Origin of the sequence: Pseudomonas sp. MRSN 12121 (assembly GCF_000931465.1) — a bacterium.
Classification (GTDB): Bacteria; Pseudomonadota; Gammaproteobacteria; order Pseudomonadales; family Pseudomonadaceae; genus Aquipseudomonas.
This window is the reverse complement of sequence record NZ_CP010892.1, coordinates 5,397,729-5,420,883: the sequence shown is the minus strand read 5'-3', so window position 1 is coordinate 5,420,883 and position 23,155 is coordinate 5,397,729. Positions and strand designations below refer to the sequence as shown.

At 64.4% G+C, this 23,155-nt stretch carries 20 protein-coding genes and 1 pseudogene; 7 read left to right on the top strand and 14 right to left on the bottom strand.

What is annotated here, in order from left to right; translation table 11 throughout:
* Positions 1-161: 161 nt before the first annotated feature.
* Complete coding sequence (gene pyk / locus TO66_RS24565; protein ID WP_044464705.1) at positions 162-1,613, bottom strand: pyruvate kinase; 1,452 nt, start codon at positions 1,611-1,613, stop codon at positions 162-164.
* A gap of 157 nt (positions 1,614-1,770) precedes the next feature.
* Here pyk and TO66_RS24560 point away from each other — a divergent pair, with 157 nt between their 5' ends.
* Entirely contained in the window at positions 1,771-2,145 is a 375-nt protein-coding gene (locus TO66_RS24560) for a hypothetical protein (RefSeq protein ID WP_044464704.1), read from the top strand.
* A gap of 168 nt (positions 2,146-2,313) precedes the next feature.
* Complete coding sequence (locus tag TO66_RS24555; RefSeq protein ID WP_044466153.1) at positions 2,314-2,673, top strand: PilZ domain-containing protein; 360 nt, start codon at positions 2,314-2,316, stop codon at positions 2,671-2,673.
* 3 nt (positions 2,674-2,676) lie between these two features.
* Here the strand turns inward: TO66_RS24555 and TO66_RS24550 are convergent, their stop codons facing one another.
* Genes TO66_RS24550 through TO66_RS24525 form a run of 6 tightly spaced genes read right to left on the bottom strand, consistent with a single transcriptional unit; the run spans position 2,677 to position 9,434 of the window.
* The gene (locus TO66_RS24550) at positions 2,677-4,008 is read right to left on the bottom strand and encodes a DUF58 domain-containing protein (protein WP_044464703.1); all 1,332 of its coding nucleotides are present in this window, start codon (positions 4,006-4,008) and stop codon (positions 2,677-2,679) included.
* A gap of 28 nt (positions 4,009-4,036) precedes the next feature.
* Positions 4,037-5,062 (bottom strand): MoxR family ATPase, encoded by a 1,026-nt coding sequence (locus TO66_RS24545; RefSeq protein ID WP_044464702.1) that lies wholly within the window; start codon positions 5,060-5,062, stop codon positions 4,037-4,039.
* Positions 5,059-6,222 (bottom strand): DUF4350 domain-containing protein, encoded by a 1,164-nt coding sequence (locus TO66_RS24540; RefSeq protein ID WP_044464701.1) that lies wholly within the window; start codon positions 6,220-6,222, stop codon positions 5,059-5,061. Before TO66_RS24540 ends, TO66_RS24545 begins: the two co-directional genes overlap by 4 nt.
* On the bottom strand, positions 6,219-7,751 hold the full coding sequence (locus TO66_RS24535; RefSeq protein ID WP_044464700.1) for a DUF4129 domain-containing protein: 1,533 nt from the start codon (positions 7,749-7,751) through the stop codon (positions 6,219-6,221). Before TO66_RS24535 ends, TO66_RS24540 begins: the two co-directional genes overlap by 4 nt.
* Positions 7,738-8,715: a stage II sporulation protein M gene (locus tag TO66_RS24530; RefSeq protein ID WP_044466152.1), complete on the bottom strand. Its 978-nt coding sequence runs from the start codon at positions 8,713-8,715 to the stop codon at positions 7,738-7,740. The genes TO66_RS24535 and TO66_RS24530 overlap by 14 nt, the downstream gene beginning before the upstream one ends.
* Positions 8,712-9,434, bottom strand: coding sequence for an RDD family protein (locus TO66_RS24525; protein ID WP_044464699.1), 723 nt, complete (start codon positions 9,432-9,434; stop codon positions 8,712-8,714). The genes TO66_RS24530 and TO66_RS24525 overlap by 4 nt, the downstream gene beginning before the upstream one ends.
* 184 nt (positions 9,435-9,618) lie before the next feature.
* Here TO66_RS24525 and sbcB point away from each other — a divergent pair, with 184 nt between their 5' ends.
* A complete protein-coding gene (gene sbcB, locus TO66_RS24520; RefSeq protein WP_044464698.1) occupies positions 9,619-11,049 on the top strand; it encodes an exodeoxyribonuclease I in 1,431 nt (476 codons plus the stop codon).
* Between the two features lie 106 nt (positions 11,050-11,155).
* On the opposite strand, the gene mvaT is transcribed toward sbcB, so the two are convergent.
* Positions 11,156-11,530, bottom strand: a complete 375-nt coding sequence (gene mvaT, locus TO66_RS24515; protein ID WP_044464697.1) for a histone-like nucleoid-structuring protein MvaT — start codon at positions 11,528-11,530, stop codon at positions 11,156-11,158.
* Positions 11,531-11,868: 338 nt separating this feature from the next.
* Here mvaT and purU point away from each other — a divergent pair, with 338 nt between their 5' ends.
* On the top strand, positions 11,869-12,717 hold the full coding sequence (gene purU, locus TO66_RS24510; RefSeq protein WP_044464696.1) for a formyltetrahydrofolate deformylase: 849 nt from the start codon (positions 11,869-11,871) through the stop codon (positions 12,715-12,717).
* Positions 12,718-12,787: 70 nt separating this feature from the next.
* Positions 12,788-12,967: a hypothetical protein gene (locus tag TO66_RS24505; RefSeq protein WP_044464695.1), complete on the top strand. Its 180-nt coding sequence runs from the start codon at positions 12,788-12,790 to the stop codon at positions 12,965-12,967.
* Here the strand turns inward: TO66_RS24505 and TO66_RS24500 are convergent.
* The 5 genes and pseudogenes from TO66_RS24500 to TO66_RS34330 form a co-directional block, all read right to left on the bottom strand.
* Positions 12,954-13,949, bottom strand: coding sequence for a lysylphosphatidylglycerol synthase transmembrane domain-containing protein (locus tag TO66_RS24500; RefSeq protein ID WP_044464694.1), 996 nt, complete (start codon positions 13,947-13,949; stop codon positions 12,954-12,956). The two genes, TO66_RS24505 and TO66_RS24500, sit on opposite strands and share 14 nt — an antisense overlap.
* Before the next feature lie 14 nt (positions 13,950-13,963).
* Positions 13,964-14,740, bottom strand: coding sequence for a DUF2334 domain-containing protein (locus tag TO66_RS24495; protein WP_171820033.1), 777 nt, complete (start codon positions 14,738-14,740; stop codon positions 13,964-13,966).
* A complete protein-coding gene (locus TO66_RS24490; protein ID WP_044464693.1) occupies positions 14,733-15,854 on the bottom strand; it encodes a glycosyltransferase family 1 protein in 1,122 nt (373 codons plus the stop codon). The genes TO66_RS24495 and TO66_RS24490 overlap by 8 nt, the downstream gene beginning before the upstream one ends.
* Positions 15,855-16,005: 151 nt before the next feature.
* Positions 16,006-16,770, bottom strand: coding sequence for a methyl-accepting chemotaxis protein (locus tag TO66_RS34335; protein WP_409077200.1), 765 nt, complete (start codon positions 16,768-16,770; stop codon positions 16,006-16,008).
* Between the two features lie 93 nt (positions 16,771-16,863).
* A pseudogene (locus tag TO66_RS34330) lies at positions 16,864-17,895 on the bottom strand (cache domain-containing protein); the annotation flags it as partial.
* A 183-nt stretch (positions 17,896-18,078) separates the two neighbouring features.
* Here TO66_RS34330 and TO66_RS24480 point away from each other — a divergent pair.
* Positions 18,079-19,566, top strand: a complete 1,488-nt coding sequence (locus TO66_RS24480) for a helicase HerA-like domain-containing protein (RefSeq protein WP_044466150.1) — start codon at positions 18,079-18,081, stop codon at positions 19,564-19,566.
* Positions 19,567-19,581: 15 nt separating this feature from the next.
* On the opposite strand, the gene TO66_RS24475 is transcribed toward TO66_RS24480, so the two are convergent.
* Positions 19,582-20,037 (bottom strand): DUF721 domain-containing protein, encoded by a 456-nt coding sequence (locus tag TO66_RS24475; RefSeq protein WP_044464691.1) that lies wholly within the window; start codon positions 20,035-20,037, stop codon positions 19,582-19,584.
* Between the two features lie 306 nt (positions 20,038-20,343).
* Between TO66_RS24475 and secA the strand changes: the two genes are divergently transcribed.
* Entirely contained in the window at positions 20,344-23,085 is a 2,742-nt protein-coding gene (gene secA, locus TO66_RS24470; protein WP_044464690.1) for a preprotein translocase subunit SecA, read from the top strand.
* The last annotated feature ends 70 nt before the right edge of the window (positions 23,086-23,155 follow it).

The window sequence follows — 23,155 nt, the reverse complement described above, 5'->3', positions numbered from 1 at the left end:
CGGGTGGCGATCCGACTTGCTCGCGATGGCCACACCGCGGTTCGCCAGAACCAATGCGGTGCCCGCCATCGCGAGCAAGCTTCGCTCCTACAGGTTCGCCGGTCATAAAAAAGCCCCGCAGTGTTCGCTGCGGGGCTTTTTCAGTACGGCCTCAGGGGGGCTCAGACCATCGGGTCGCCCACGTGCAGGATCTTCATGCCGTTGGTGCCGCCGGTGGTGTGGTAGCTGTCGCCCTTGGTCAGGATGACCCAGTCGCCTTTTTCCACCACGCCGCGCTTGACCAGTTCGTCGATCGCCTTCTGGCTGACTTCGCTGGGCGGCAGGGACGCCGGGTCGAACGGGATGGTGTAGACGCCACGGAACATCGCGGTGCGGGCCTGGGCTTCGCGGTGCGGGGTGAACGCGTAGATCGGCACCGAGGAACGGATACGCGACATGATCAGCGGGGTGTAGCCGCTTTCGGTCAACGCGATGATCGCCTTCACGCCCGGGAAGTGGTTGGCGGTGTACATGGTCGCCAGGGCGATGCTCTCGTCGCAGCGCTCGAAGGTCTTGCCGATGCGGTGGCTGGAGGTCTTGCTGGTCGGATGCTTTTCCGCGCCGACGCAGATACGCGCCATGGCCTGGACCGCTTCGAGCGGGTAGGCGCCGGCGGCGCTTTCGGCCGAGAGCATCACGGCGTCGGTGTAGTCGAGCACGGCGTTGGCCACGTCGGACACTTCGGCACGGGTCGGCATCGGGTTCTGGATCATCGACTCCATCATCTGGGTCGCCACGATCACCGCCTTGTTGTGACGACGGGCGTGCAGGATGATTTTCTTCTGGATGCCCACCAGCTCGGCGTCGCCGATTTCCACGCCAAGGTCGCCACGGGCGACCATCACGGCGTCGGAAGCCTTGATCAGGCCATCGAGGGTCTCGTCATTGGCCACGGCTTCGGCACGCTCGATCTTCGCCACCAGCCAGGCGGTACCGCCGGCCTCGTCGCGCAGTTGGCGGGCATATTCCATGTCCGCGGCATCGCGCGGGAAGGACACGGCCAGGTAGTCCAGGTCCATTTCGGCGGCCAGCTTGATGTCGGCCTTGTCTTTTTCGGTCAGGGCCGGCGCAGTCAGGCCGCCGCCGCGACGGTTGATGCCCTTGTGGTCCGACAGCGGGCCACCGATGGTCACGGTGCAATGCAGTTCGGTGCTGGTGGCGGTATCGACGCGCATCACCACGCGGCCGTCGTCGAGCAGCAGTTCGTCGCCCACGCCGCAGTCCTTGACCAGGTCCGGATAGTCGATGCCGACGATATCCTGGGTACCTTCGGTCAGCGGGTGGCTGGTGGAGAAGGTGAACTTGTCACCGATCTTCAGCTCGATGCGCTTGTTGGCGAATTTGGCGATACGGATCTTCGGCCCTTGCAGGTCGCCCAGCAGCGCGACGAAGCGCCCGTGCTTGGCGGCCAGGTCACGTACCAGCTTGGCGCGAGCCTTGTGCTCGTCCGGGGTGCCGTGGGAGAAGTTCAGGCGGGCGACGTCCAGGCCAGCCAGAATCAGCTGTTCGAGAACTTCCGGCGAGTTACTGGCCGGGCCAAGGGTAGCGACGATTTTGGTACGACGGACGGACATGCAAAGACTCCTGAGTTCAAGCGCAACGAGAGGCTACTATGGTCCGCGGCTGTAGTCATTGTTCGTTTGCACTACTTATTCGTTTGTTTCTTTAAACGAACATTCCTGAAGATTTTCCAACGCGGGTCGATAACCTGCCCAAGACAGGAGAACCCCCATGCGATTCGTGCTCATTGCTGCCCTGGCCGTCAGTGTTGTCGGCTGTACCCGCTGGTCGATGGACCATCATCTGAACACGGCCTACCGCGCCTACGACGCCGGCAACTGCGAACGGGTGATGCTCGAACTGAGCCAGGTCGACCGCACGAGCCGCTCGCGCCGTTATATCCAGCCGGAGGTGTCGATGCTGCGCGGCCAGTGCCTGGAGCGGCAGAAGCTGTTCCTCGATGCGGCGCAGACCTACCAGTACATCATCACCGAGCACCCCAACAGCGAATACGCCTACCGCGCCCGCGCCCGGCTGGAAACCCTGCAGCAACTGGGGCACTACCCGTCGCGCGGCACGGCCCAGGCGCGCCCGACTGCCTTGTAACATCCGCCCTACCGATTCGCGCAGCGGGTTAAATGGGGCTGGTCAGTTTTAGAGCTTTGTTTCTAAAATGGCGCGTTCGGGCTGGAATTCCTGTGGGAGCAGCCCGGCAGCCTTTTGCCAAGCCCTAGTGCGGCCATGCTCAATGGTCATTTCATAGCGATGCTCGACATGTTCACGGACCGGCGGATCGAACGGCACCAGTTGCCGTGTTTTTTGAAGGTGTTCAATCGACTGACCGGTCAACCGATCGGTTACCTGGGCAACGTCTCCGAAGACGGGCTGATGCTGATCAGCCAGCTGCCGATGCTGGTCGGCGCCGACTTCGAGCTGCGCCTGACGGCCCCCGGTCGCGACGGTCAATTGCAGACCGTGGATATCACCGCCGCCTGCCGCTGGTGCCACGAAGATGTCACGCCTCATCACTACGACGCCGGTTTCGTGCTGCTGCGTTCTCCCGCCGAGTACCGCGAGCTGGTGAGCGCCCTGCGCAACTACTTCAGTTTTCACCCGCTGCAGACTTCCGCCTGAGCCCTACAGCACCCCGGCCTTTTTCCAGCTGAGGTAGCGGGTCACCAGTTGCGCCCCCAGTTCGCCCGGCCGTACATCGAGCAGGGCGACGCCCTGGGCGTTCAGGCGCTCATGCAGATCGTCGCGGGCGTTCAGGTAATGGACGGTGCCGCAGTAGGTCAGGGCGTCGGACAGGCTGTGCACGGGCGCCTGGCGCAACTGGTCGAGGACTTCCTCGCGCAGGCTGGCCACCAGGACCCGATGCTGGCGTCCCAGGCGCTTGACCGCGGTCAGCAGTTCCTCGTCGTCTTCGTCGCGCAGATTGGTGACCAGCACCACCAGGGCCCGGCGTTTCTGCCGGGCCAGCAATTCGCTGGCGGCGGCCTGGAAGTCGGCGCTGCGCTGGCTGCTGTCGAGGTCGTAGACGCTGTTGAGCAGGGCGCTCAACTGGTCGGCGCCCTTGACCGGCGCCAGGTAGCGCTGGCGCTCGCCGGCGAAGGTGCACAAGCCCACCGCGTCGCCCTGGCGCAAGGCGACATAACTGAGCAGCAGGCAGGCATCGAGCGCGTGGTCGAAGTGCGCCAGTTCGCCGTCCTGGCTGCGCATGCGCCGGCCGCAGTCGAGCAGGAAGACGATCTGCTGGTCGCGCTCGTCCTGGTATTCGCGGGCAATCGGCGTGCGTTGCCGGGCGGTGGCTTTCCAGTCGATCTGCCGCAGGCTGTCGCCCTCGCGAAACTCGCGCAGCTGGTTGAACTCCAGGCCCAGGCCGCGGCGCGGCTGCTGGCGAACGCCGATCCGGCTCAGCCAGTTATCGACCCCCAGCAGCCGTGCGCCATAGAGCCGGGCGAAGTCCGGGTAGACGCGGGTGCTGTCACGCAGTGGCAGCAGCCGTCGGGCTGTCCACAGGCCCAGCGGGCTGGGCAGGCCGACCTCGCAGCGTTCGAAGTCGAAGTGGCCGCGCTTGAGCGGGCGCACCCGGTAGCCCAGGTCCTGCAGCTGGCCAGGCTCCAGCTCCAGTGAGTGGGGCAGGTGCTCGAATTCCAGGCCGTCCGGTACGTGGTCGAACAGTTCCAGGCTCAGCGGCTGGGCAAAGTCATGGCGAACCTCGATGCGCACTTCGCTCCAGCGGCCCAGGGGCAGGCTGCCGGGCAACTGGCGGAGCAGGCGTGGCGAAGGCAGGCGCCGCAGCCTGAAGGCGTCCAGCGCGGCCAGCAGCAACAGGGCCAGGAGCAGGCCCCAGGCGATCGCTTGCAGGCTGCTCGCGAGCGCCAGGCCAAGGGCGCGCGCGGCACCGAGCAGCACGTCCAGCGCCAGCAGCACGCCGAGCCAGATCAGCAGCAGGCGTGAGGGCTTCATGGCGTGCGCAGGCTCACGGTCAGGCCGCTCATAGCCGCGGCGCCGGCACTTGGTCGAGCAACTGCTTGAGCACGTGCTCCACCGACAAGCCTTCGATGTCCAGTTCCGGCGCGATTCGCACGCGGTGGCGCAGCACCGCCAGGGCGCAGCCCTTGATGTCGTCCGGAATCACGAACTCACCGCCGCGCAGCAGTGCCCTGGCCCGTGCGCCGCGCACCAGCGCAATGGACGCCCGCGGCCCGGCGCCGAGGGTCAGCCCCGGCCAGCTGCGGGTGGCGCGGGCCAGGCGCACGGCGTAGTCGAGCACCTGTTCGTCCAGCGGCAGGTCGCTGGCGATCCGCTGCAGGGCCAGTACGTCCTTGGCCTGCAGCAGGGTGCGCAGGGGCTGCACGTCGAGCATGTCGGCCCGCGGCGAGCGGGTGACCTGGCGGACCATGCTCACTTCCTCGTCGCTGTCCGGGTAATCCATGCGCAGCTTGAGCATGAAACGATCGAGTTCGGCTTCCGGCAGCGGGTAGGTGCCTTCCTGCTCAATCGGGTTCTGCGTGGCCAGGACCATGAACGGCTGGGCGATCGGCAAGGCCCGGCCTTCGAGGGTCACCTGGCGTTCCTGCATGGCTTCGAGCAGCGCGGCCTGGGTCTTGGCCGGCGCGCGGTTGATTTCGTCGGCCAGCAGCAGGTGGGTGAACAGCGGCCCCTTGCGCAGCTTGAACTGCTCGGTCTGCAAGTCGTAGACCGCATGCCCGGTGACGTCGCTGGGCATCAGGTCGGGGGTGAACTGGATCCGCGCGAACTCACCGCCGAAGCACCGGGCCAGGGCCCGCACCAGCAGGGTCTTGCCCAGGCCGGGGACGCCTTCGAGCAGCACATGGCCGCCGGCGATCAAGGCCGTGAGTACGTCGTCGATCACCGCCTCCTGGCCGATCACCGCCTTTTGCAGTTCGTGGCGCAGGGCCTGGGCCAGCTGGCTGGCGCGCTGGCGTTGCTGGGCGGCATGAGCGTGCGTGGGGTCGGGCTCTGCGGCGGGAAGCGGTGCGGCGGGAAGGTCGCTCATAGGGCATTCCTGATAGTTTGCAGGTGGGTGACCAGGCGGCTGAAATCGGCGCTGGAAAGGCGTTGCGCCGAGGCTGGAGCCAACGCTTGGCTGATGGCGGTGTCCGGCTGCCGGGTGAGGCGGGCGAGGACCTGCCACTGTGCGTCGGGTGGCAGATGTTCGAAACCGGGGTGACGATGCTGGGCGCGGCGCAGGATGTCCTGCCGCAGGCTGTGCACCAGCCCTTGCTGGCCAGTGTGGCGCAGCAGGAAGTGAGCGCTGGCCTGCAGGTGCTCGCGCAACTGGCGCCGGGCCTTGGGCGCCGGGGCCTGGATCGGCCCGTGGCGCATGCCGACATGCCACAACCCCAGGCCGAGCAGCGCCGCGAGGGCCACCAGCGCCTGCGGGAAGTACTCCAGCAGCAGGCTCCAGAGGCTGTCGTGGTCGGTGTCGAACAGCAGGGTGACGTCGCTGTCGGCGCTCAGGTACCAGAGCAGCCAGGCGTTGTCGTGCTTGGCGATGAAGGGCGTCTTCCAGATCTCGGCGTCGGTGAGCACGGTGATCGAACCCTGGCCGTAGCCCAGTTGCATCATGTGGGTGGCCAGGGCGCTATTGGCCCACGACTGGGCGAGGTTGTCCGGGTCTTCCAGGTGGAAGGCGGTGTCGAAGCCGATGTAGGCCGGGGCCTCTTCGTCCTCCAGGTAGAGCTTGGTCAGTTTCGGATAGGGTTCCCTGGCGGCTTCGGGGGCGGGCGCCTTCAGGTCCTTGCTGAGAAACTGGCGCAGGTTCAGGCGATCGAGCAGCAGGTCGCCGCTGCGTCCGGCCTCTTCATTCCACAGGGCTTCGGCGACGAACAGCAGGCGGCCGCCGGCCCTGGCCCAGTCCAGCACTTGCTCGACCTGCCGGGGCGTCATGTTCGTGCGTTCGCCCAGCAGTAGCAGGCTGTGCTGCTCTGGCTTGAGAGTCGCCAGCACTTCCAGGCCGTTGGCGTGGTGGACCTGCAAGCCACGCTGGCGCAGGAAGATTTCCGCCGCCAGGTAAGGGTTGGCGCGGGCTTGCGGCGAGGGGCCGCGGTCGACGGTTTCTTCGTAGGGCGTGGCGTTGAGGTAGACGTACAGCAGCCCTCCCCCCAGCAGGCAGGCGACCAGCAGCGCCAGCAGTGGCATCAGGCGCCGGCTCATGGTCGGGCTCCCGGGCCGAACAGCGCGCGCCAGCCATCGCACAGCTCCTGCCGCAGTTGCGCGGGGGGCAGGCGATGCCCGTAGGCGAGGTTCTGCCAATGCCGGGTCAGGTCGTTGCTGAACGCCTGTAGCGGTGGCTGCTGCAAGCTCTTGATGTGCTCGAGGACCTGGCCTTCGGTGTCCGCCGGTTTCAGGGGCAGCTGGAAGTCATGCAGGAGCCGGCTCAACAGCGCGCGGTACAACAGCCCCAGGGCTTCGCGTGGCTGCTGCGGCCAGAGCGCTTCGGCCGCGGCGGCGACATCCTCGGGCAGGGCCTCGGGGCTGAGGTCGAGACCGAACAACCTTTGCGGCGCCAGGCGAGCCTTGGCGGGCGATGGCGCACGTCCGAGGAAGGCCCGCAACCCCTGGCGATAACGCCACAGCAGCAGGACCAGCGCCCCCGGCAGCAGGGCCCAGAGCAGAATCTGCAGGGCCTTGGCCGCGGCGTCGAAGACGCTGCTGTCCAGCCACTTGCCGAGCGCCGTGAGCCAACCGGGCGGGGCGGATTCTTCCGGGTTGCGCGGGGTGTCCTCGGCGAACCGATAGCGGGTCACCGTCTGCGGGTTCTTGAAGGGCGGCTCTGCGAGGATGCGTTCGATGCTGTCTTTCGCCGCCTGGCTGGTCAGGGGTTGCTCCAGCAGGCGCGGGCTGTCGGGGCCGCTGGCCGGTTCGGCGGCCCGGGCGTCGGGTGCCAGGGGGAGCAGGCCGAGGCCGCCGATGATCAGCAATAGCGCCACGCTGCCCAGGCGCTGGCGCAGGCGACGCAGGACCAGTTCGATGTCCCAGGCCTCCAGCAGGGTGCGGCGGTTGAGATACAGGGTGAAGCCACAGGCGACATACACCGGCTCCCAGACAATCAGGACCAGTGCGTAGAAGGCATTGGTCAGGTGCTCGAGCCAGCGCCAGTCCTGCTCGGTGGCGGCGATCAGGGTCTGCCAGTCCCAATCCAGCTCGATCTGTTGGGGGAGCAGCAGGTAGAACAGCACCATCAGGCCGATCCACAGCGCGCCCTCAAGGTGCACGCCGATCAGGGTCAGCCAGTGAGCGGCGCCGGCGTTGCGTTGTTGCAGCACCCGCACGCGTTGCTGGCGCGCCTCGCCGCTCAAGCCTTCGAGCTGGGTGACCGGCAGCAGAAAGCTGCGGCTCAGGCTCAGCCGGCGCCAGGTCAGGCTGGCCAGCAATTGTGGCTTGAGCAGCCGCGGCCACTGGCGCAGGGCCTGGCGCAAGGTCGGGGTTTCGCCGAACAGCGCCTGGGCGAGGATGTACAGCGGCAGCCGTTCGAACGCCGGCTTGAGCCACCAGAACACCAGCAGGGCGAGGGTCGGCGAGTCCCACAGCAACAGGCTGAGCAGAATGAAGACCGGCAGGGTGACCAGCGCCCAGCTGGTCATCAGCAGGCGTCGATGCCGCTGGCTCAGCAGGATGCCCAGGTCCATGGCTTCCCAGCTGCTGCGCGGGCGGATGACCACGCTGGCTTCACTCAGGCGCATGATGGCGTCCGGCACGTGTCAGGTAAGCCAGGAGCAGCAGCCAGCAGGCGCCGCCGACCAGGTATTTGAGCCACGCCGCCGGCCAGGTCAGGGAGGACCAGTAGGCTTCGACGAACGCCGCGAGCAATAGCAGCGGAATAACGCCGCAGATCAGTTGCACGCTGATACGCGCCGCCTGCAGCAAGGCTTCGCCACGGGACAGGCGCCCGGGGGCGATCAGCGCCCAGCCCATTTTCAACCCGGCCGCGCCGGCCAGCACGATGGCGCCGAGTTCGAAGGCACTGTGGCCGACGACAAACGACCAGAACGTGGCGCCATAGCCGATCTGGGTCAGGTGGCCGGCCACCGCGCCGATCGTCAGGCCGTTGAGAAACAGGAAGAACAGGCTGCCCAGGCCAAACAGCAGGCCGCTGGCGAAGGTCTGAAACGCGATGCCGAGGTTGTTCATGATGTAGTAGCCGAACATCATCCAGTCCTCGCCGGCGGCGCGCTCGGCCAGTCGTCCCAGGCGGCTGGCGTGCGGGTCGTAGAGGCGTTGCATCTCGGCCACCTGCTGCGGGCTGACCACGCTGTAGATCAGGTCGGGCACCAGGTACACCAGCAGGCCGATGCCCAACAGGCTGGCGAAGAACACCAGCCCGGCGGCCAGGACAAAGTGCCATTGCGCCCGCACCAGCCGTGGGAAACCCGCCAGGACAAAGCCCAGGGCCCGGGGCCCCAACGGGCTGCGTTGCCGGTACAACTGCTGGTGGCCGCGCAGGGCCAACTGCTGCAACGGATCGATCAGGAAACTGCTGTAGCCGCGCTCCCGGGCCAGGGCCAGGTGCTGGCACAGTCGGCGGTAATCCTCGGGAAAGCGGGCACAGGTGTCGGCGCTCGCCCGCCCGCGTTCCAGTTGCTCGAGCTGTTCGCGCAGGCGTTGCCACAAGGCTTGGTGACGGCTTTCGAACAGGCTCTGTTTCATGTCGGCCCCAATAGCCCGCGGGCGATGCCGTTGAGTTCGGCGCTGGCCAGGGCAGGGTCGACCTTGAGGGCCTCGGCGAGCAGGCCGGCCAGTTCCTCGACCCGTTGCGCGGACAGTTGCGCCTGGCGTTCGGCGAAGCCGAGGATCGCGCGCTGCTCCGTCAGGCTCAGGGCGAAGGGCGGGGTCTTGGGCGGTGCGGCGGGCAGGGTCGGCCGCGGCACCGGTTGCTCGCGATAGATCACCAGCGTGCCGGCGGCCAGGTCGCCGAGGCGCTTGAAGGTCGGGTGTTGCAGGCAACTGATCGCGCCGAGGAAGTAGCCGAACGGCAGCATATCGACAAAACGCAGCAGGTTGCGGGTCAGCGACGGCCCCCAGCCGATAGGCGTGCCGTCGTCCTGCACCACCCGCAGGCCCATCAGGCGCTTGCCCGGCGAGCAGCCCTGGTTCAGGACCTCGAACAGCACCATGTACCACCAGCTGACCAGGAACAGCAGGATCGAGCCCAGGCCCATGCCGAGCTGGCCGAGAAAGCCCAGGACAATGAACGTCACGCCGAGGATCAGGCCGCGAAACCCCAGGTCGATGGCAAAGGCCAGCGCGCGCGATATCAGCCCCGCCGGCCGCAGCGGCAGGTCGATGCCTTCGGGCGTTTCGACCTGATACCGGGTATCCAGTGGCGGGGGCAATGCTTTCCCTGGCAGTGCTGTCGTCTCGAGCATGGGCAACGGGGTGGCTGGCCTGGTTGAGAAGGAAGACCCGCCTGATGCTAGCAGTGTCGGAGGGGCGAACGACATCATTAACTGTCCCGGATGAGGCGCGCGGTGTTCCTTGAAACATACCAAGGCTGGCCGCGGCCAGTGCCTAGCGCCTAGACTCTGGCGGTCTTTTGTTCAGGAACAGCCCGTGACCTCCATCTTCTGGTACGACTACGAAACCACCGGCATCAACCCGCGCTGCGATCGGCCGCTGCAGGTGGCAGGGATTCGCACCGACTTCGACCTCAACGAGATTGGCGAGCCGGTCAATCTCTATTGCCAGCCGGGCGACGACATCCTGCCCCATCCGGCGGCTTGCATGATCACCGGCATCACCCCGGGCCAACTGGCCGAGCGGGGGCTCGGCGAAGCCGACTTCATGACCCGGGTGCACGCCCAGCTGGCGGCCCCGGGCACCTGTGGCGCGGGCTACAACACCCTGCGTTTCGACGATGAGATGACCCGCTACAGCCTGTACCGGAATTTCTTCGACCCTTACGCCCGCGAGTGGCAAGGCGGCAACAGTCGCTGGGACCTGATCGACGTGGTCCGTACCGCCTATGCCTTGCGCCCGGAAGGGATAGCCTGGCCGCGGGATGAAGAAGGGCGGGTGAGCCTCAAGCTGGAGCGGCTGACGGCGGCCAACGGTATCGATCACGGGCATGCTCACGAAGCGCTTTCCGATGTTCGCGCCACGATCGCCCTGGCCCGGCTGATCCGCGACAAGCAGCCGAAGCTGTATGACTGGCTGTTCCAGTTGCGCAGCAAACAGAAGGTCATGGACCAGATCCGCCTGCTGCAACCCCTGGTGCATATTTCCGGGCGCTTTTCCGCGGCTCGCAGTTATGTGGGGGTGGTCCTGCCGTTGGCCTGGCATCCGCGCAATCGCAATGCGCTGATCGTTTGCGACCTGCATCTGGATCCGCAGGCGCTGCTCGAACTGGATGCCGAGACGCTGCGCCAGCGTCTGTACACCCGGCGCGAGGACCTGGCCGAAGGCGAGTTGCCGGTGCCGTTGAAGCTGATTCATATCAATCGTTGCCCGGTCGTCGCACCATTGAATGTTTTGCGCGGCGAAGACCAGCAGCGCCTGCAACTGGACATGGCGCAATATAAGGCTCGGGCGCTGCGGCTAAGTGACGCACAGGAAGTTTGGCGGGATAAACTTGCGGCTATTTACGCCAGCGAGGACTTTGCCCCCAGCCTCGATCCCGAGCAGCAGTTGTACGATGGTTTTATCGGTGACCGTGACCGGCGCTTATGCGAGCAAGTGCGCAATGCCGATCCGGCTCAATTAGGCCAAGAGCAATGGCCGTTCGATGATGAACGTTTGCCGGAATTATTGTTTCGCTATCGCGCCCGTAACTTTCCTGAAACCTTGAGTGGGCAAGAGCGGGAAACCTGGAAAACATTCTGTCGCCAGCGCCTGTCCGACCCGCAGTGGGGCGCGCCCAATACCCTGGAAAGTTTCAATCGGGCCAGCGCTGAACTAGTGGTGAGCGCTACATCGATTCAGCGTCAGGTACTGGATGAATGGCAGGCTTATTGCCGGTCGCTGGCTCTACGACTTGGGCTTTGAATGTTCGAACTGGAACAAGTGCGAACGATGGGCCAGCAATAAAAAAACGCCAGCAAGCTGGCGTTTTTTCATAAGTCGCAAATCCCTCTGTGACAGGGTGTGACGCTTAGCCCAGCAGGGTTGCCCAGCCTTCGACCACGTCGCCGCCCCACTTGGCTTTCCACTCTTTGAGGGTCTTGTGGTTGCCGCCCTTGGTTTCGATGACTTCACCGTTGTGCGGGTTCTTGTATTGTTTGACTTTGCGTGCGCGCTTGGTGCCGGTAGTTTTGACGGCAGCACGTGGCGCCTTAACTTTCGAGTCCGGATCCAGCAGCGCGATGATGTCGCGCAGGGACTTGGAGTATTCACCCATCAGGGCGCGCAGTTTGCCTTCGAATTCCAGCTCGGCTTGTAGTTTGTCGTCTTGGGAGAGGTTCTTCAAACGAGCTTGCAGCTCTTTGATAGCTTCTTCCGTGGCGCGGTATTCGTTGATCAGGGACATGAGGGTTGCCTTATGTTGAGTGCTGGGTGGCAGGATTACAGTGGCGTAATAATAGTCAGACGTTTTCCCCAAGTAAACATTAAAGCGGGCTTTTATTTAGTGTGTTTAGAGTGTTTAGCAAAGAAGTGGGGGCAATCAGTTAAATACTGTGAACGAATCGGCACGAATGTTTCAAAATGACTTAAAGGGCATCTTTTCAAATGTAGGGAATTTTTCCCATCCACTCGGGCATATGCCCTACAGACTGCTCGGATGAATCGGAATCGCAACGAATACTGCAGTTTTGCCGCGCAATCGCTAGAATGGCGGCCTTTGCGAAGTTCTGGAGTTTCCCCCTCATGCGCACTTTTCGGTTGGTGATTTCTTGCCCGGACCGCGTTGGCATCGTTGCCAAAGTCAGTAACTTTCTGGCGTCCCACAACGGCTGGATCACCGAAGCCAGTCACCACTCGGATGATCTCAGTGGCTGGTTCTTCATGCGTCACGAAATACGTGCCGACTCTTTGCCTTTTGGCCTTGAGGCCTTCCGCGAGGCCTTTGCGCCGATTGCCGAAGAGTTCTCGATGGACTGGCGCATCACCGATACCGCGCAGAAAAAACGCGTGGTACTGATGGCCAGCCGCGAGTCCCACTGCCTGGCCGACTTGCTGCACCGCTGGCACAGCGACGAACTCGACTGCGAAATCTCCTGCGTGATTTCCAACCACGACGACCTGCGCAGCATGGTCGAGTGGCACGGCATTCCTTATTACCATGTGCCGGTCAATCCGCAGGACAAGGAGCCGGCGTTCGCCGAGGTCTCGCGCCTGGTCAAGCAGCACGATGCCGAAGTGGTGGTGCTGGCGCGCTACATGCAGATCCTGCCGCCGCAACTGTGCAACGAATATGCGCACAAGGTGATCAACATCCACCACAGCTTCCTGCCCTCGTTCGTCGGCGCCAAGCCTTACCACCAGGCTTCGCTGCGGGGTGTGAAACTGATCGGCGCGACGTGCCACTACGTGACCGAAGAGCTCGACGCCGGTCCGATCATCGAGCAGGACGTGGTCCGGGTCAGCCACAGCGACAGCATCGAAGACATGGTGCGTTTCGGTCGCGACGTGGAGAAGATGGTCCTGGCCCGCGGCCTGCGCTATCACCTGGAAGACCGTGTGCTGGTCCACGGCAACAAGACGGTCGTGTTCTGATCCAGCGTGTTTCGCTCGGGCCTGCGTGCTTGCGCCAGGCCCGGCGATTGTTCCTCGGGAGGTTCGGCAGATGAATGATCCGTTGGATAAAGCCACATCCAGGGCCCCGGCCACGCTGGGCGAAGGCTGCCTGAGCCGCTACGACCCGGACGACCTGACGGCCGAGGACGGTACCGAGTTTCCCGGTGCCGCCGAATTGTGGGAGCAGTTGCAGCAGGACCCGCCGCCGACACCGCCTAAGCCTGCTTGAGTTTCATCAGGCTGCGCAGCAACGGACGTCCGACCATCACCACGAACACCGGCCCGCCGGCCAGCAGATAGAAGTAGTAGGTAATCGCCCGCCAGATCAGGATGGCCGCGGCCGCCGTCGATTTTCCCACCATGGGTGCCAGCAGCGCCGCCGAGGTCAGCTCCGCCGCTCCCGCGCCGCCGGGCAGCAGGCTGAATTGCCCCGCACTGAGGGCGAGCATCTGGATCAGAAAGGTCCAGGCCCATTGCAGGTCCGCCCCCAACCCCCGCAGCACCAGATACAGCACGCTGTAGCGCAGCCCCCAATGCACGCAGGTCAAGGCGAACACGCCGGTCAGCGTCTGCCAGGGCAGCTTCAGGCTGTCGCCGAAGGCCTTGAGGAAATGCAGCCATTGGCGCGCCCGCCGCCGACGGGTAGCCGGGCGGATCTTGAAAGGGGCCAACAGGCGCCCGCTGAGCAGGATCAGGCGACGATGGTAGCGCGCGACCGTCACACACAGGCACAGCCCGGCGAGCAGCGTGAGGCTGCTGAGGAACAGCAACCATTCCAGGCGCTGGTTGAGGTTCTGCAACAGCGCGTACAGCAGGATGCCCAGCAGCGCGCAGAGAAAGAACAGCAGGTCGCTCAGCTGATCCATGGCAAATACTGCGCTGCCACGCGCAGGGCGCACGTCGTTGCGTGCCAGCAGGGCCATCAAGGTCAGCGGGCCGCCGCTGCCGCCAGGCGTGGCACACAGGGCGAACTCGGTGGAGATCACCACCCCAAGGCTTTTCCAGCGCCCCAGCTGGCGGCGTTGGCTCCCCAGCAGCAGGCGCAGGCGCAGCGAGTTGATAATCCAGCACAGGAGGATCATGCCCAACATGGCGAGCAGCAACGGCAGGGGAAAACGCTGGACCCGCCCCCACAACTCGCCGCCGCCCAGCAGCAGCGGTATCAGCACCGCCGCCAGCAGGGCCAGGGCCAGCCAGAGCGCTCGGTTCATGAAGAGTGCTCTGCTCATGACGCGCCGCGGCCCCTGGGTGGCTGGGTGTCCAGCCAGTCGGCCTTGGTCAGTGGCTTGCGGCCTTGTGCCAGCAGGCGTTCGAGGGTGTCCAGCCAGTACTGGCGGGAGTCGGGGTAGCGCATGTCCACCGGGTGCAGGCCGAGACGAATCACCGGAGCCTGTCGCCACTGCCGTTCGCGTTGATCGCTGAGCAGCCGGGACAATTGCCGGCGCCAGGCGCTGCGTGCACTCCAGACCAGGCCGGGAGCTGCGATGGGCGAGAACTCCGGCAACCGGTACAGGTGCTGCGGGCTGCTGGTATAGCGCAGGGGCAACTGGCGCAGGGCCTGGCGCGTACCGGGGCTCATCAGCCAGGCGGGCGCGACGAAACCCTGCACAGGCCAGTTGTAGCGCTGGAACAGTTCCAGGCCGGCATGCAGGCGAGCCAGGGCGGCGTTTTGCGAAAGCCGATAGAACTCACCCTCATGGGTGTAGAGGCGGCGCATGAACCAGTCATACGGGGTGCGTGGCGGCGGGCCGTCGTCGCAATGGAAATAACCGTGCAGCGCCAGCTCGTCGCCGCGCTCCAGGCGCGAACAGAGCAGGCGCCGAAACCCGGGATGGTCATCCAGCGAGTTGCGTCGATGAAAGTCCGGCACCACCAGCCAGGTCATGGGCACGTTGCCCAGGGCATCGACGGCCTCGACGAAGGGCTGGTAGTCGGTCCAGGTCTGTGGCGCGACATCGTGCAGGACCAGCAGCACGCTGCGCAGGGCGGCGGGCTCAGCCATGGGCGCGCAGCGGCTGCTGTTGGCCGAGGACGGCCTGATAGTGCTCCAGCAGGCTGGCGACCACCGTATCCCAGGCATAGTGCCGTTCGACATGGCGCCGGGCCAGCTGGCCGCGCTCGGCGCAGCCCTGGGCAAACAGCTCCCGCACGGCGTTGGCCATGGCCTGAGGATCGTTCGGCGCGCACAGCAGGCCGCCTTGGGCGGTGACGATTTCCTGGAAGGCCCCGGCGGCCACTGCGACCACGGGAATGCCGCTGGCCATGGCCTCGAGGATCACCAGGCCGAAGGTTTCCTGATCCCCGGCATGGACCAGGGCATCGGCGCTGGCCATCAGCCGGGCGACCTGGGCGGCCGGGCGGAACTCGTCGATCACCGTGACATTGTCCGGTACCGCGGCAGGCATGGCCGATCCCACCAGCAACAGGTGATAGCGCTTGCCCAGGCGCTGCATGCAGTTGAGCAGGACGGGCAGGTTCTTTTCCTTGGAGCCGCGCCCGGCAAAGATCAACAGGCGGCTGTCTTCGGCGACTCCCAGTTCGGCGCGCAGCCCGGGGTCGCGGCGCTGTGGATGGAAGGTCTGCAGGTCCACGCCCAGCGGTTGCACATGGACATTGCGCACGCCCAGGTCGACCAGCTTGTCGGCCATGATCCGGCTGGGCGCCAGCACCCGGTCGAAGTTGCCGTACAGCTTGCGCACATAGGCTTCGACATTCGGCGTGAACCAGGGCCCCATGCGGTTGCTGACCAGCAGCGGCAGGTCCGAGTGATAGAAGCCGATCACAGGTACATCCAACTGGCGCCGGGCATCGAGGGCCGCCCAGGCGGTGAGGTAGGGGTCGCCGACCTCGATCAGCTCCGGTTGCAGGTCGCGCAGCACATTGCGCCAGGGGGCCAGGCGCAGGGGGAACCGGTAGCCTTTGCCAAAGGGCAGGGCGGGCGCGGGCACCGTGTAGATACCGTCGCGCTCGCTGAAACGGGCGCCGGGGATCATCAGGCTGTGACGGATGCCTGGCTCGCGTCCCAGGCGACGATGCTTGGCGTCCAGATAAGTACGCACGCCACCGCTGGCAGGGGCGTAGAACATGGTGATGTCAGCGATATGCACGGTGCTCATCCCTCCGAATCATGGCTCTCCCTAGGGTTGACCCCTCTCAAGGATAGATGTTCGGTCGGGATGCCAGGGGGCCTGGCGAGGCGTCTGCAAGAACGCTTTGGCGCCTCAGCCGGTGCCTGGGCGCGGGGCCCGGGCACCGGCTGGCGCCGGATCAGATCCGGAAGCTGCCTACCAGTTGTTTCAGGCGGGCGGCCTGCTGCTCCAGGTCGGAACAGGCACGCAGGGTCGATTGCAGGTTTTCCACCCCTTCCTGGTTCAGGGTGTTGATCTCGGTGATGTCCATGTTGATCGACTCCACCACCGAGGTCTGTTCCTCGGTCGCGGTGGCGACCGACTGGTTCATGCCGTCGATCTCGCCGATGCGCTGGGTCACGCTGTTCAGGCGTTCGCCGGCCTGGTTGGCGATCTCCACGCTGTCCTGGCTGTGGCGCTGGCTGTGGCTCATGGTGCTGACCGATTCGCGGGCGCCGACCTGCAATTCCTCGATCATGGTCTGTACCTGTTGCGCCGATTCCTGGGTGCGGTGGGCCAGGTTGCGCACTTCGTCGGCGACCACCGCGAACCCGCGCCCGGCCTCGCCCGCCCGGGCCGCTTCGATGGCGGCGTTGAGCGCCAGCAGGTTGGTCTGCTGGGAGATGCTGGTGATCACCTCGAGGATCTGCCCGATGTTCACGGTCTTGCTGTTGAGGGTTTCGATGTTGGTGCTGGAAGCGCTGATCATGTCCGACAACTGGTTCATCGCCAGGATGCTGCGATCCACCACTTGTTGCCCGTCCTCGGCCAGGTTGCGCGCGTCGCTGGCCTGTTGCGAGGCCTGGGCGGCATTGCGGGCGATTTCCTGGGCGGCGGCGCCGAGCTGATTGATCGCCGCGGCCACGCTGTTGGTGCGGCTGGCCTGTTCGTCGGAATTGAGCATCGACGAGTTCGAGGCGCTGACCACCCGCAGGGCCACCTCGTTGACGTGTTCGGTGGCCGACGACACCTCCCGGATCGATCCGTGGATGCGTTCCACGAAGCGGTTGAAGGCGGTACCGAGGATGCCGAATTCGTCCTGGTTCTGGATGGCCAGGCGGCGGGTCAGGTCGCCTTCGCCGTCGGCGATGTCCTGCATGGCGCGGGTCATCACATGCAGGGGCTGCATCAGCACGCGGATCAGCATGCCCAGCAAGGCGATGATGATGGCCACGGCAATCACGGTGGCGACGATGGCCGACGCGCGGAATTCGCTGAGCATCGAGAAGGCCTTGTCCTTGTCCACGGACAGGCCGATGTACCAGTTCACCGACGGCAGGCCCTTGATCGGGGTGAAGGTAACAATGCGGGTCTTGCCCTCGGCTTCGACTTCGCTGAAATCGCCGTTGATGCGCGGGGTGTTCTGCGGGTAAGCCTCGCTCAGGCTCTTCATCACCAGCGCCTTGTCCGGGTGCACCAGGATCTTGCCGTCGGCGCTGACCAGGAAGGCATAACCCATGCCGTCGAAGTCCAGGGCCTTGAGGGTTTCGACCAGGGTTTGCAGGCTCAGGTCGCCGCCCACCACACCGATGCTCTTGCCGGCGCTGCGCGAGGCGGTGGCGACGGAAATGATCAACTGGCCGGTGGCTGCATCTATATAGGGCTCGGTGAGGGTCGAACCGCTGCTGTTCTCGGCGCCCTTGTACCAGGGGCGGACACGCGGGTCGAAACCGTCGGGCATTTTCGCATCCGGACGGATGGTGAAGCTGCCGCTGGCGTCGCCCAGGTAAGAGGCCATGAACGTCGAGGTCAGGGCCTTCTGTTCGAGCAGGCTGGCGACCTTGCCCGATTGCGGGTCGATCGCCAGGTTTTGCGCCAGATTCTCGATCAGCAGGATGCGTCCGCTGAGCCAGGTCTGGATGTTGCTGGCGGTCACATCGCCCATTTCATGCAGGTAATTGTCCAGGTCTTCGCGGATGGCGTTGCGCTGCAGATAATCGTTGTACAGCGTGAAGGAGGCGAAGGCGGCAATGACGATGAGGGAGGCGGCAAGCAGGATTTTATGGCTGAAGCGCAGATTTTTGTTCATGGCTTGTGGTGTCCGCTAAGGTCTTAATGTCACGGGCGCGCTGTTGTAAAAGCGCGCAAAATGGGCTGGGTTGAAAGTAAGTTGATATTTCCATCTATCCCTGTGGAATTATCTGTTTGTTGTTCAGTCTTTTCTGATCTCATATCGGCCGGGCAAGGCTAAAGATTAACCATGGGTGACAAAATGCCGGATTCATCGCAACTCGTTATCGGCGCCGATCTCTCGGGGCAACCGATCGCCCAGGCCATGCGCCTGGCAAACCGTCACGGGCTGGTGGCAGGCGCCACCGGGACAGGGAAAACCGTCACCTTGCAACGACTGGCGGAAGCCTTCAGCGATGCCGGTGTCGCGGTGTTCGCCGCGGATATCAAGGGTGATTTGTGTGGCCTGGGCGCCGCGGGCAACCCGCAAGGCAAGATCGCCGAGCGCATCGCCGGGATGCCCTGGCTGAATCACCAGCCCCAGGCCTATCCGGTCACGCTGTGGGACATCCACGGACAGTCCGGTCACCCGCTGCGCACCACGCTGAGCGAGATGGGTCCGCTTCTGCTGGGCAGCTTGCTGGAACTGACCGACAGCCAGCAGTCGGCCCTGTACGCGGCTTTCAAGGTGGCCGACCGCGAAGGTTTGCTGCTGCTCGACCTGAAAGACCTCAAGGCGTTGCTCAATCACCTCAAGGACAACCCGCAACTGCTGGGCGATGACGCCGCGCTGATGACCACCGGTTCCAGCCAGGCGCTGTTGCGCCGCCTGGCCACGCTGGAGCAGCAGGGCGCTGAAGCCCTGTTCGGCGAGCCGGCCCTGCAACTGGAAGACATCCTGCAGCCGGCCAGCGACGGCCGCGGACGCATCCACCTGCTCGACGCCAGCCGTCTGGTGCACGAGGCGCCCAAGGTCTATGCGACCTTCCTGCTGTGGCTGCTGGCCGAGCTGTTCGAACAATTGCCGGAGCGTGGCGATGCGGAAAAACCGCTGCTGGCGCTGTTCTTCGACGAAGCCCACCTGTTGTTCACGGGTACGCCCAAGGCGTTGCAGGATCGCCTGGAACAGGTCGTGCGGCTGATTCGTTCCAAGGGCGTGGGGGTGTACTTCGTCACCCAGTCGCCGGGCGACCTGCCGGACGACGTCCTGGCGCAACTGGGGCTGCGCATCCAGCACGGCTTGCGGGCCTTTACCGCCAAGGAGCAGAAATCCTTGCGCGCCGTGGCGGACGGTTTCCGGCCGAACCCGGCCTTCGACACCCTGTCGGTGCTGACCGAGCTGGGGATCGGCGAGGCGCTGGTCGGCACCCTGCAGGAAAAAGGCACGCCGGAGATGGTCCAGCGCGTACTGGTGGCGCCGCCGCAATCGCGTATCGGGCCGCTCACCGAGGCGGAGCGCCAGGCACTGATCAGCAGTTCGCCCCTGGCCGGTCGCTACGACAAGCCGATCGACCGCGAGTCGGCCTATGAAGTGCTGATGGGACGCAAGGAGCTGGCACCGCAGGCCGAGGCTGCGCCAGGCAAGCCGGCTGCCGAGGAACCGAGCTTTACCGACCGGGCCGGCGAGTTTCTCGGGACTGCCGCAGGGCAAGCCCTGAAGTCGGCCATGCGCCAGGCCGCCAATCAATTGGGGCGGCAGCTGGTGCGCGGCCTGATGGGGTCTTTGCTGGGTGGCAGCAAGCGCCGCTGATCGCCGGCAGGCCGGTCACGCCCTTGGTTTGGCGTGGCTGGCCAGGCGTTCCAGGGCGGCGCGCAGGTTAGGATCGGCGATGCCATTGGCGGTGGCCTGGATGGTCTCGGCGGCATTGCTCGACAAGTCCATGGTGTGGCCGGCCGCGCCGCTTTGCACGGTGGGAGGCTGAACCTTGAACAGAATCCGCGTCAGGTTGGCGAACTCGTTGAACTCCATGAGCTGACGTTGCAGGCGTTTTTGCTGATAACGCAGGCGGGTCGCCCAGTGGCCGTCGGTGACGATCAGCAACAGGCTGCCTTCGCGCCAGGAGGCAACGTGGCAATGTTCGCGCGCGGCCGGTTGCAGCTGGCTTTCCAGCAGGCGCTGCAGGTGCGCCAGGCGCTGGGCGTGGCCGAGTATGGCTTTGAGAGGCTTGGCTTCGCGAAGGAGGACGGCGGGTGCTCTGGCCGTAAGAGGGCGAAATGCCATGATCAGACACCTGAAGTTACAGAGCCGCCATGGTAGCAGAAAGCGCCGGCCTGACCTCGCTCATCGCTGCGGGCCGAGTTTATCTGTTAAATCAATGGTTAACTTCGTACTCGTCCGGGTTGAAACTGGCGCAAAAGGCCTTATTGTAAGTGAGCCCCGTCACAGCGCTGTACCAGCATCGTGGAATAACGCCACTTTCCTCACCATCGTTTCCGGGTAGAATGCTCGTTCGCATGCGGCCATAAGGGCTGCACGGGCGACTCACGGGGCCGCCCTCCATCCCTATGTGTGGAAGATCCTGCCGATATGTTTGCGCCTTTGTTAAAGAAACTTTTTGGAAGCAAGAACGAGCGTGAAGTCAAGCGCATGCTCAAGACGGTACAGATCGTCAATGCCTTCGAAGAGCAAATGGTAGCCCTTTCGGACGATCAGTTGCGCGCCAAGACCGCAGAGTTCAAGGCCCGCATAGCCAAAGGCGAGACCCTCGACAAACTGCTCCCCGAAGCCTTCGCGGTCGCCCGCGAAGCCGGCAAGCGGGTCATGGGTATGCGCCACTTCGACGTACAGTTGATCGGCGGCATGACCTTGCATGAAGGCAAGATCGCCGAGATGCGCACCGGTGAAGGCAAGACCCTGGTGGCGACCCTGGGCGTCTACCTCAACGCGCTGTCCGGCAAGGGCGTGCACGTGGTCACGGTGAACGACTACCTGGCCCGCCGCGACGCCAACTGGATGCGTCCGCTCTATGAATTCCTCGGCCTGACGGTCGGCGTGGTCACGCCGTTCCAGCCGCCGGAAGAGAAGCGTGCCGCCTACGCCGCCGACATCACCTACGGCACCAACAACGAATTCGGTTTCGACTATCTGCGCGACAACATGGCTTTCAGTATGGAAGACAAGTTCCAGCGCGAGCTCAATTTCGCCGTGATCGACGAAGTCGACTCGATCCTCATCGACGAAGCCCGTACCCCGCTGATCATCTCCGGCCAGGCCGAAGACAGCTCGCGGCTGTATAGCGAAATCAACAAGCTGATCCCGCGCCTCGAGCAGCACATCGAGGAAGTGGAAGGCGAAGTGACCAAGGCCGGCCATTACACCATCGACGAGAAAACCCGTCAGGTAGAGCTGAACGAAGCCGGTCACCAGTACATCGAAGACATGCTGACCCAGGTCGGCCTGCTGGCCGAGGGCGAAAGCCTCTATTCGGCGCACAACCTGGGCCTGCTGACCCACGTGTATGCCGGCCTGCGCGCGCACAAGCTGTTCCATCGCAACGTCGAGTACATCGTGCAGGATGGCCAGGTGGTCCTGGTCGACGAACACACCGGCCGTACCATGCCGGGTCGCCGTCTGTCCGAAGGCCTGCACCAGGCCATCGAAGCCAAGGAAAACCTGAATATCCAGGCCGAGAGCCAGACCCTGGCGTCGACCACTTTCCAGAACTACTTCCGCCTGTACAGCAAGCTGTCCGGCATGACCGGTACCGCGGACACCGAGGCCTTCGAGTTCCACCAGATCTACGGCCTGCAAGTGACGGTGATCCCGACCAACAAGCCGCTGGCGCGCAAGGACTACAACGACCTGGTGTTCCTGACCGCCGAAGAGAAATACGCGGCGATCATCAACGACATCAAGGATGGCATGGCCCAGGGCCGTCCTATCCTGGTAGGTACGGCGACCATCGAGACTTCCGAGCACGTTTCCAACCTGCTCAACAAGGAAGGCATCGAGCACAAGGTGCTGAACGCCAAGTTCCACGAAAAGGAAGCGGAAATCATTGCCCAGGCCGGCCGGCCGGGCGCCCTGACCATCGCCACCAACATGGCCGGTCGGGGTACCGACATCCTGCTGGGCGGCAACTGGGAAGTCGAAGTCGCTTCCCTGGAAAACCCGACCCCCGAGCAGATCGCCCAGATCAAGGCCGACTGGCAGAAGCGTCACCAGCAGGTACTGGAGTCCGGTGGCCTGCAGGTGATCGCCTCCGAACGTCACGAATCGCGTCGTATCGACAACCAGCTACGTGGTCGCGCCGGTCGTCAGGGCGACGCCGGTTCCAGCCGTTTCTACCTGTCGCTGGAAGACAGCCTGATGCGCATCTTCGCCTCCGACCGGGTGAAGAACTTCATGAAGGCGCTGGGCATGCAGTCCGGCGAAGCGATCGAGCACCGCATGGTGACCAACGCGATCGAGAAGGCCCAGCGCAAGGTGGAAGGCCGCAACTTCGACATTCGCAAGCAACTGCTCGAGTTCGACGACGTCAACAACGAACAGCGTAAAGTGATCTATCACATGCGTAACACGTTGCTGGCCGCAGACAACATTGGCGAAACCATCTCCGATTTCCGTCAGGACGTGCTCAACGCCACCGTCAGCGCGCACATTCCTCCGCAGTCGCTGCCTGAGCAGTGGGATGTGGCAGGTCTGGAAGCTGCGTTGCAGAGCGATTTCGGGGTGAGCCTGCCGATCCAGCAATGGCTCGACGAAGACGATCACCTGTACGAAGAAACCCTGCGCGAGAAGCTGCTGAACGAGCTGGTGGCGGCGTACAACGAGAAAGAAGACCAGGCCGGCGCCGAGGCGCTGCGCACGTTCGAGAAGCAGATCGTTCTGCGCGTGCTGGACGACCTGTGGAAAGACCACCTGTCGACCATGGATCACCTGCGTCACGGTATTCACCTGCGTGGTTATGCGCAGAAGAACCCGAAACAGGAGTACAAGCGCGAGTCCTTCACCCTGTTCTCCGAACTGCTGGATTCGATCAAGCGCGACTCGATCCGCGTGCTGTCGCACGTTCAGGTCCGCCGCGAGGATCCGGCCGAGGAAGAAGCGCGCCTGCGTCAGGAAGCTGAAGCCCTGGCTCAGCGCATGCAGTTCGAGCATGCCGCCGCTCCAGGCCTGGACCAGCCGGAAGCACTGGAAGAGGGCGTCGATGTCGACGTGGCTCTGGCTTCGGCGCCTGTGCGCAACGAGCAGAAGCTGGGTCGCAACGAACTGTGCTACTGCGGTTCGGGCAAGAAGTACAAACACTGTCACGGTCAGATCAACTAAGATTTTTGCCTGACACTGAAATACCCGCGCCGCGACCGGCATCAGCCGTCGCGGCGTTTTTCCATTCGCG

Excerpts from the sequence above, each read along its gene's own strand:
- TO66_RS24480 (WP_044466150.1), top strand. The coding sequence starts at position 18,079 with ATGCCGGATTCATCGCAACTCGTTATCGGCGCCGATCTCTCGGGGCAA.
- TO66_RS24555 (WP_044466153.1), top strand. The coding sequence starts at position 2,314 with ATGTTCACGGACCGGCGGATCGAACGGCACCAGTTGCCGTGTTTTTTG.
- TO66_RS24550 (WP_044464703.1), bottom strand. The coding sequence starts at position 4,008 with ATGAAGCCCTCACGCCTGCTGCTGATCTGGCTCGGCGTGCTGCTGGCG.
- TO66_RS24490 (WP_044464693.1), bottom strand. The coding sequence starts at position 15,854 with ATGAGCACCGTGCATATCGCTGACATCACCATGTTCTACGCCCCTGCC.
- TO66_RS24530 (WP_044466152.1), bottom strand. The coding sequence starts at position 8,715 with ATGAAACAGAGCCTGTTCGAAAGCCGTCACCAAGCCTTGTGGCAACGC.
- TO66_RS24535 (WP_044464700.1), bottom strand. The coding sequence starts at position 7,751 with ATGCGCCTGAGTGAAGCCAGCGTGGTCATCCGCCCGCGCAGCAGCTGG.
- purU (WP_044464696.1), top strand. The coding sequence starts at position 11,869 with ATGCGCACTTTTCGGTTGGTGATTTCTTGCCCGGACCGCGTTGGCATC.
- TO66_RS24540 (WP_044464701.1), bottom strand. The coding sequence starts at position 6,222 with ATGAGCCGGCGCCTGATGCCACTGCTGGCGCTGCTGGTCGCCTGCCTG.
- TO66_RS24505 (WP_044464695.1), top strand. The coding sequence starts at position 12,788 with ATGAATGATCCGTTGGATAAAGCCACATCCAGGGCCCCGGCCACGCTG.
- secA (WP_044464690.1), top strand. The coding sequence starts at position 20,344 with ATGTTTGCGCCTTTGTTAAAGAAACTTTTTGGAAGCAAGAACGAGCGT.
- TO66_RS24545 (WP_044464702.1), bottom strand. The coding sequence starts at position 5,062 with ATGAGCGACCTTCCCGCCGCACCGCTTCCCGCCGCAGAGCCCGACCCC.
- TO66_RS24475 (WP_044464691.1), bottom strand. The coding sequence starts at position 20,037 with ATGGCATTTCGCCCTCTTACGGCCAGAGCACCCGCCGTCCTCCTTCGC.
- pyk (WP_044464705.1), bottom strand. The coding sequence starts at position 1,613 with ATGTCCGTCCGTCGTACCAAAATCGTCGCTACCCTTGGCCCGGCCAGT.
- TO66_RS34335 (WP_409077200.1), bottom strand. The coding sequence starts at position 16,770 with ATGCTCAATTCCGACGAACAGGCCAGCCGCACCAACAGCGTGGCCGCG.
- mvaT (WP_044464697.1), bottom strand. The coding sequence starts at position 11,530 with ATGTCCCTGATCAACGAATACCGCGCCACGGAAGAAGCTATCAAAGAG.
- TO66_RS24500 (WP_044464694.1), bottom strand. The coding sequence starts at position 13,949 with ATGAACCGAGCGCTCTGGCTGGCCCTGGCCCTGCTGGCGGCGGTGCTG.
- TO66_RS24495 (WP_171820033.1), bottom strand. The coding sequence starts at position 14,740 with ATGGCTGAGCCCGCCGCCCTGCGCAGCGTGCTGCTGGTCCTGCACGAT.
- TO66_RS24525 (WP_044464699.1), bottom strand. The coding sequence starts at position 9,434 with ATGCTCGAGACGACAGCACTGCCAGGGAAAGCATTGCCCCCGCCACTG.
- TO66_RS24560 (WP_044464704.1), top strand. The coding sequence starts at position 1,771 with ATGCGATTCGTGCTCATTGCTGCCCTGGCCGTCAGTGTTGTCGGCTGT.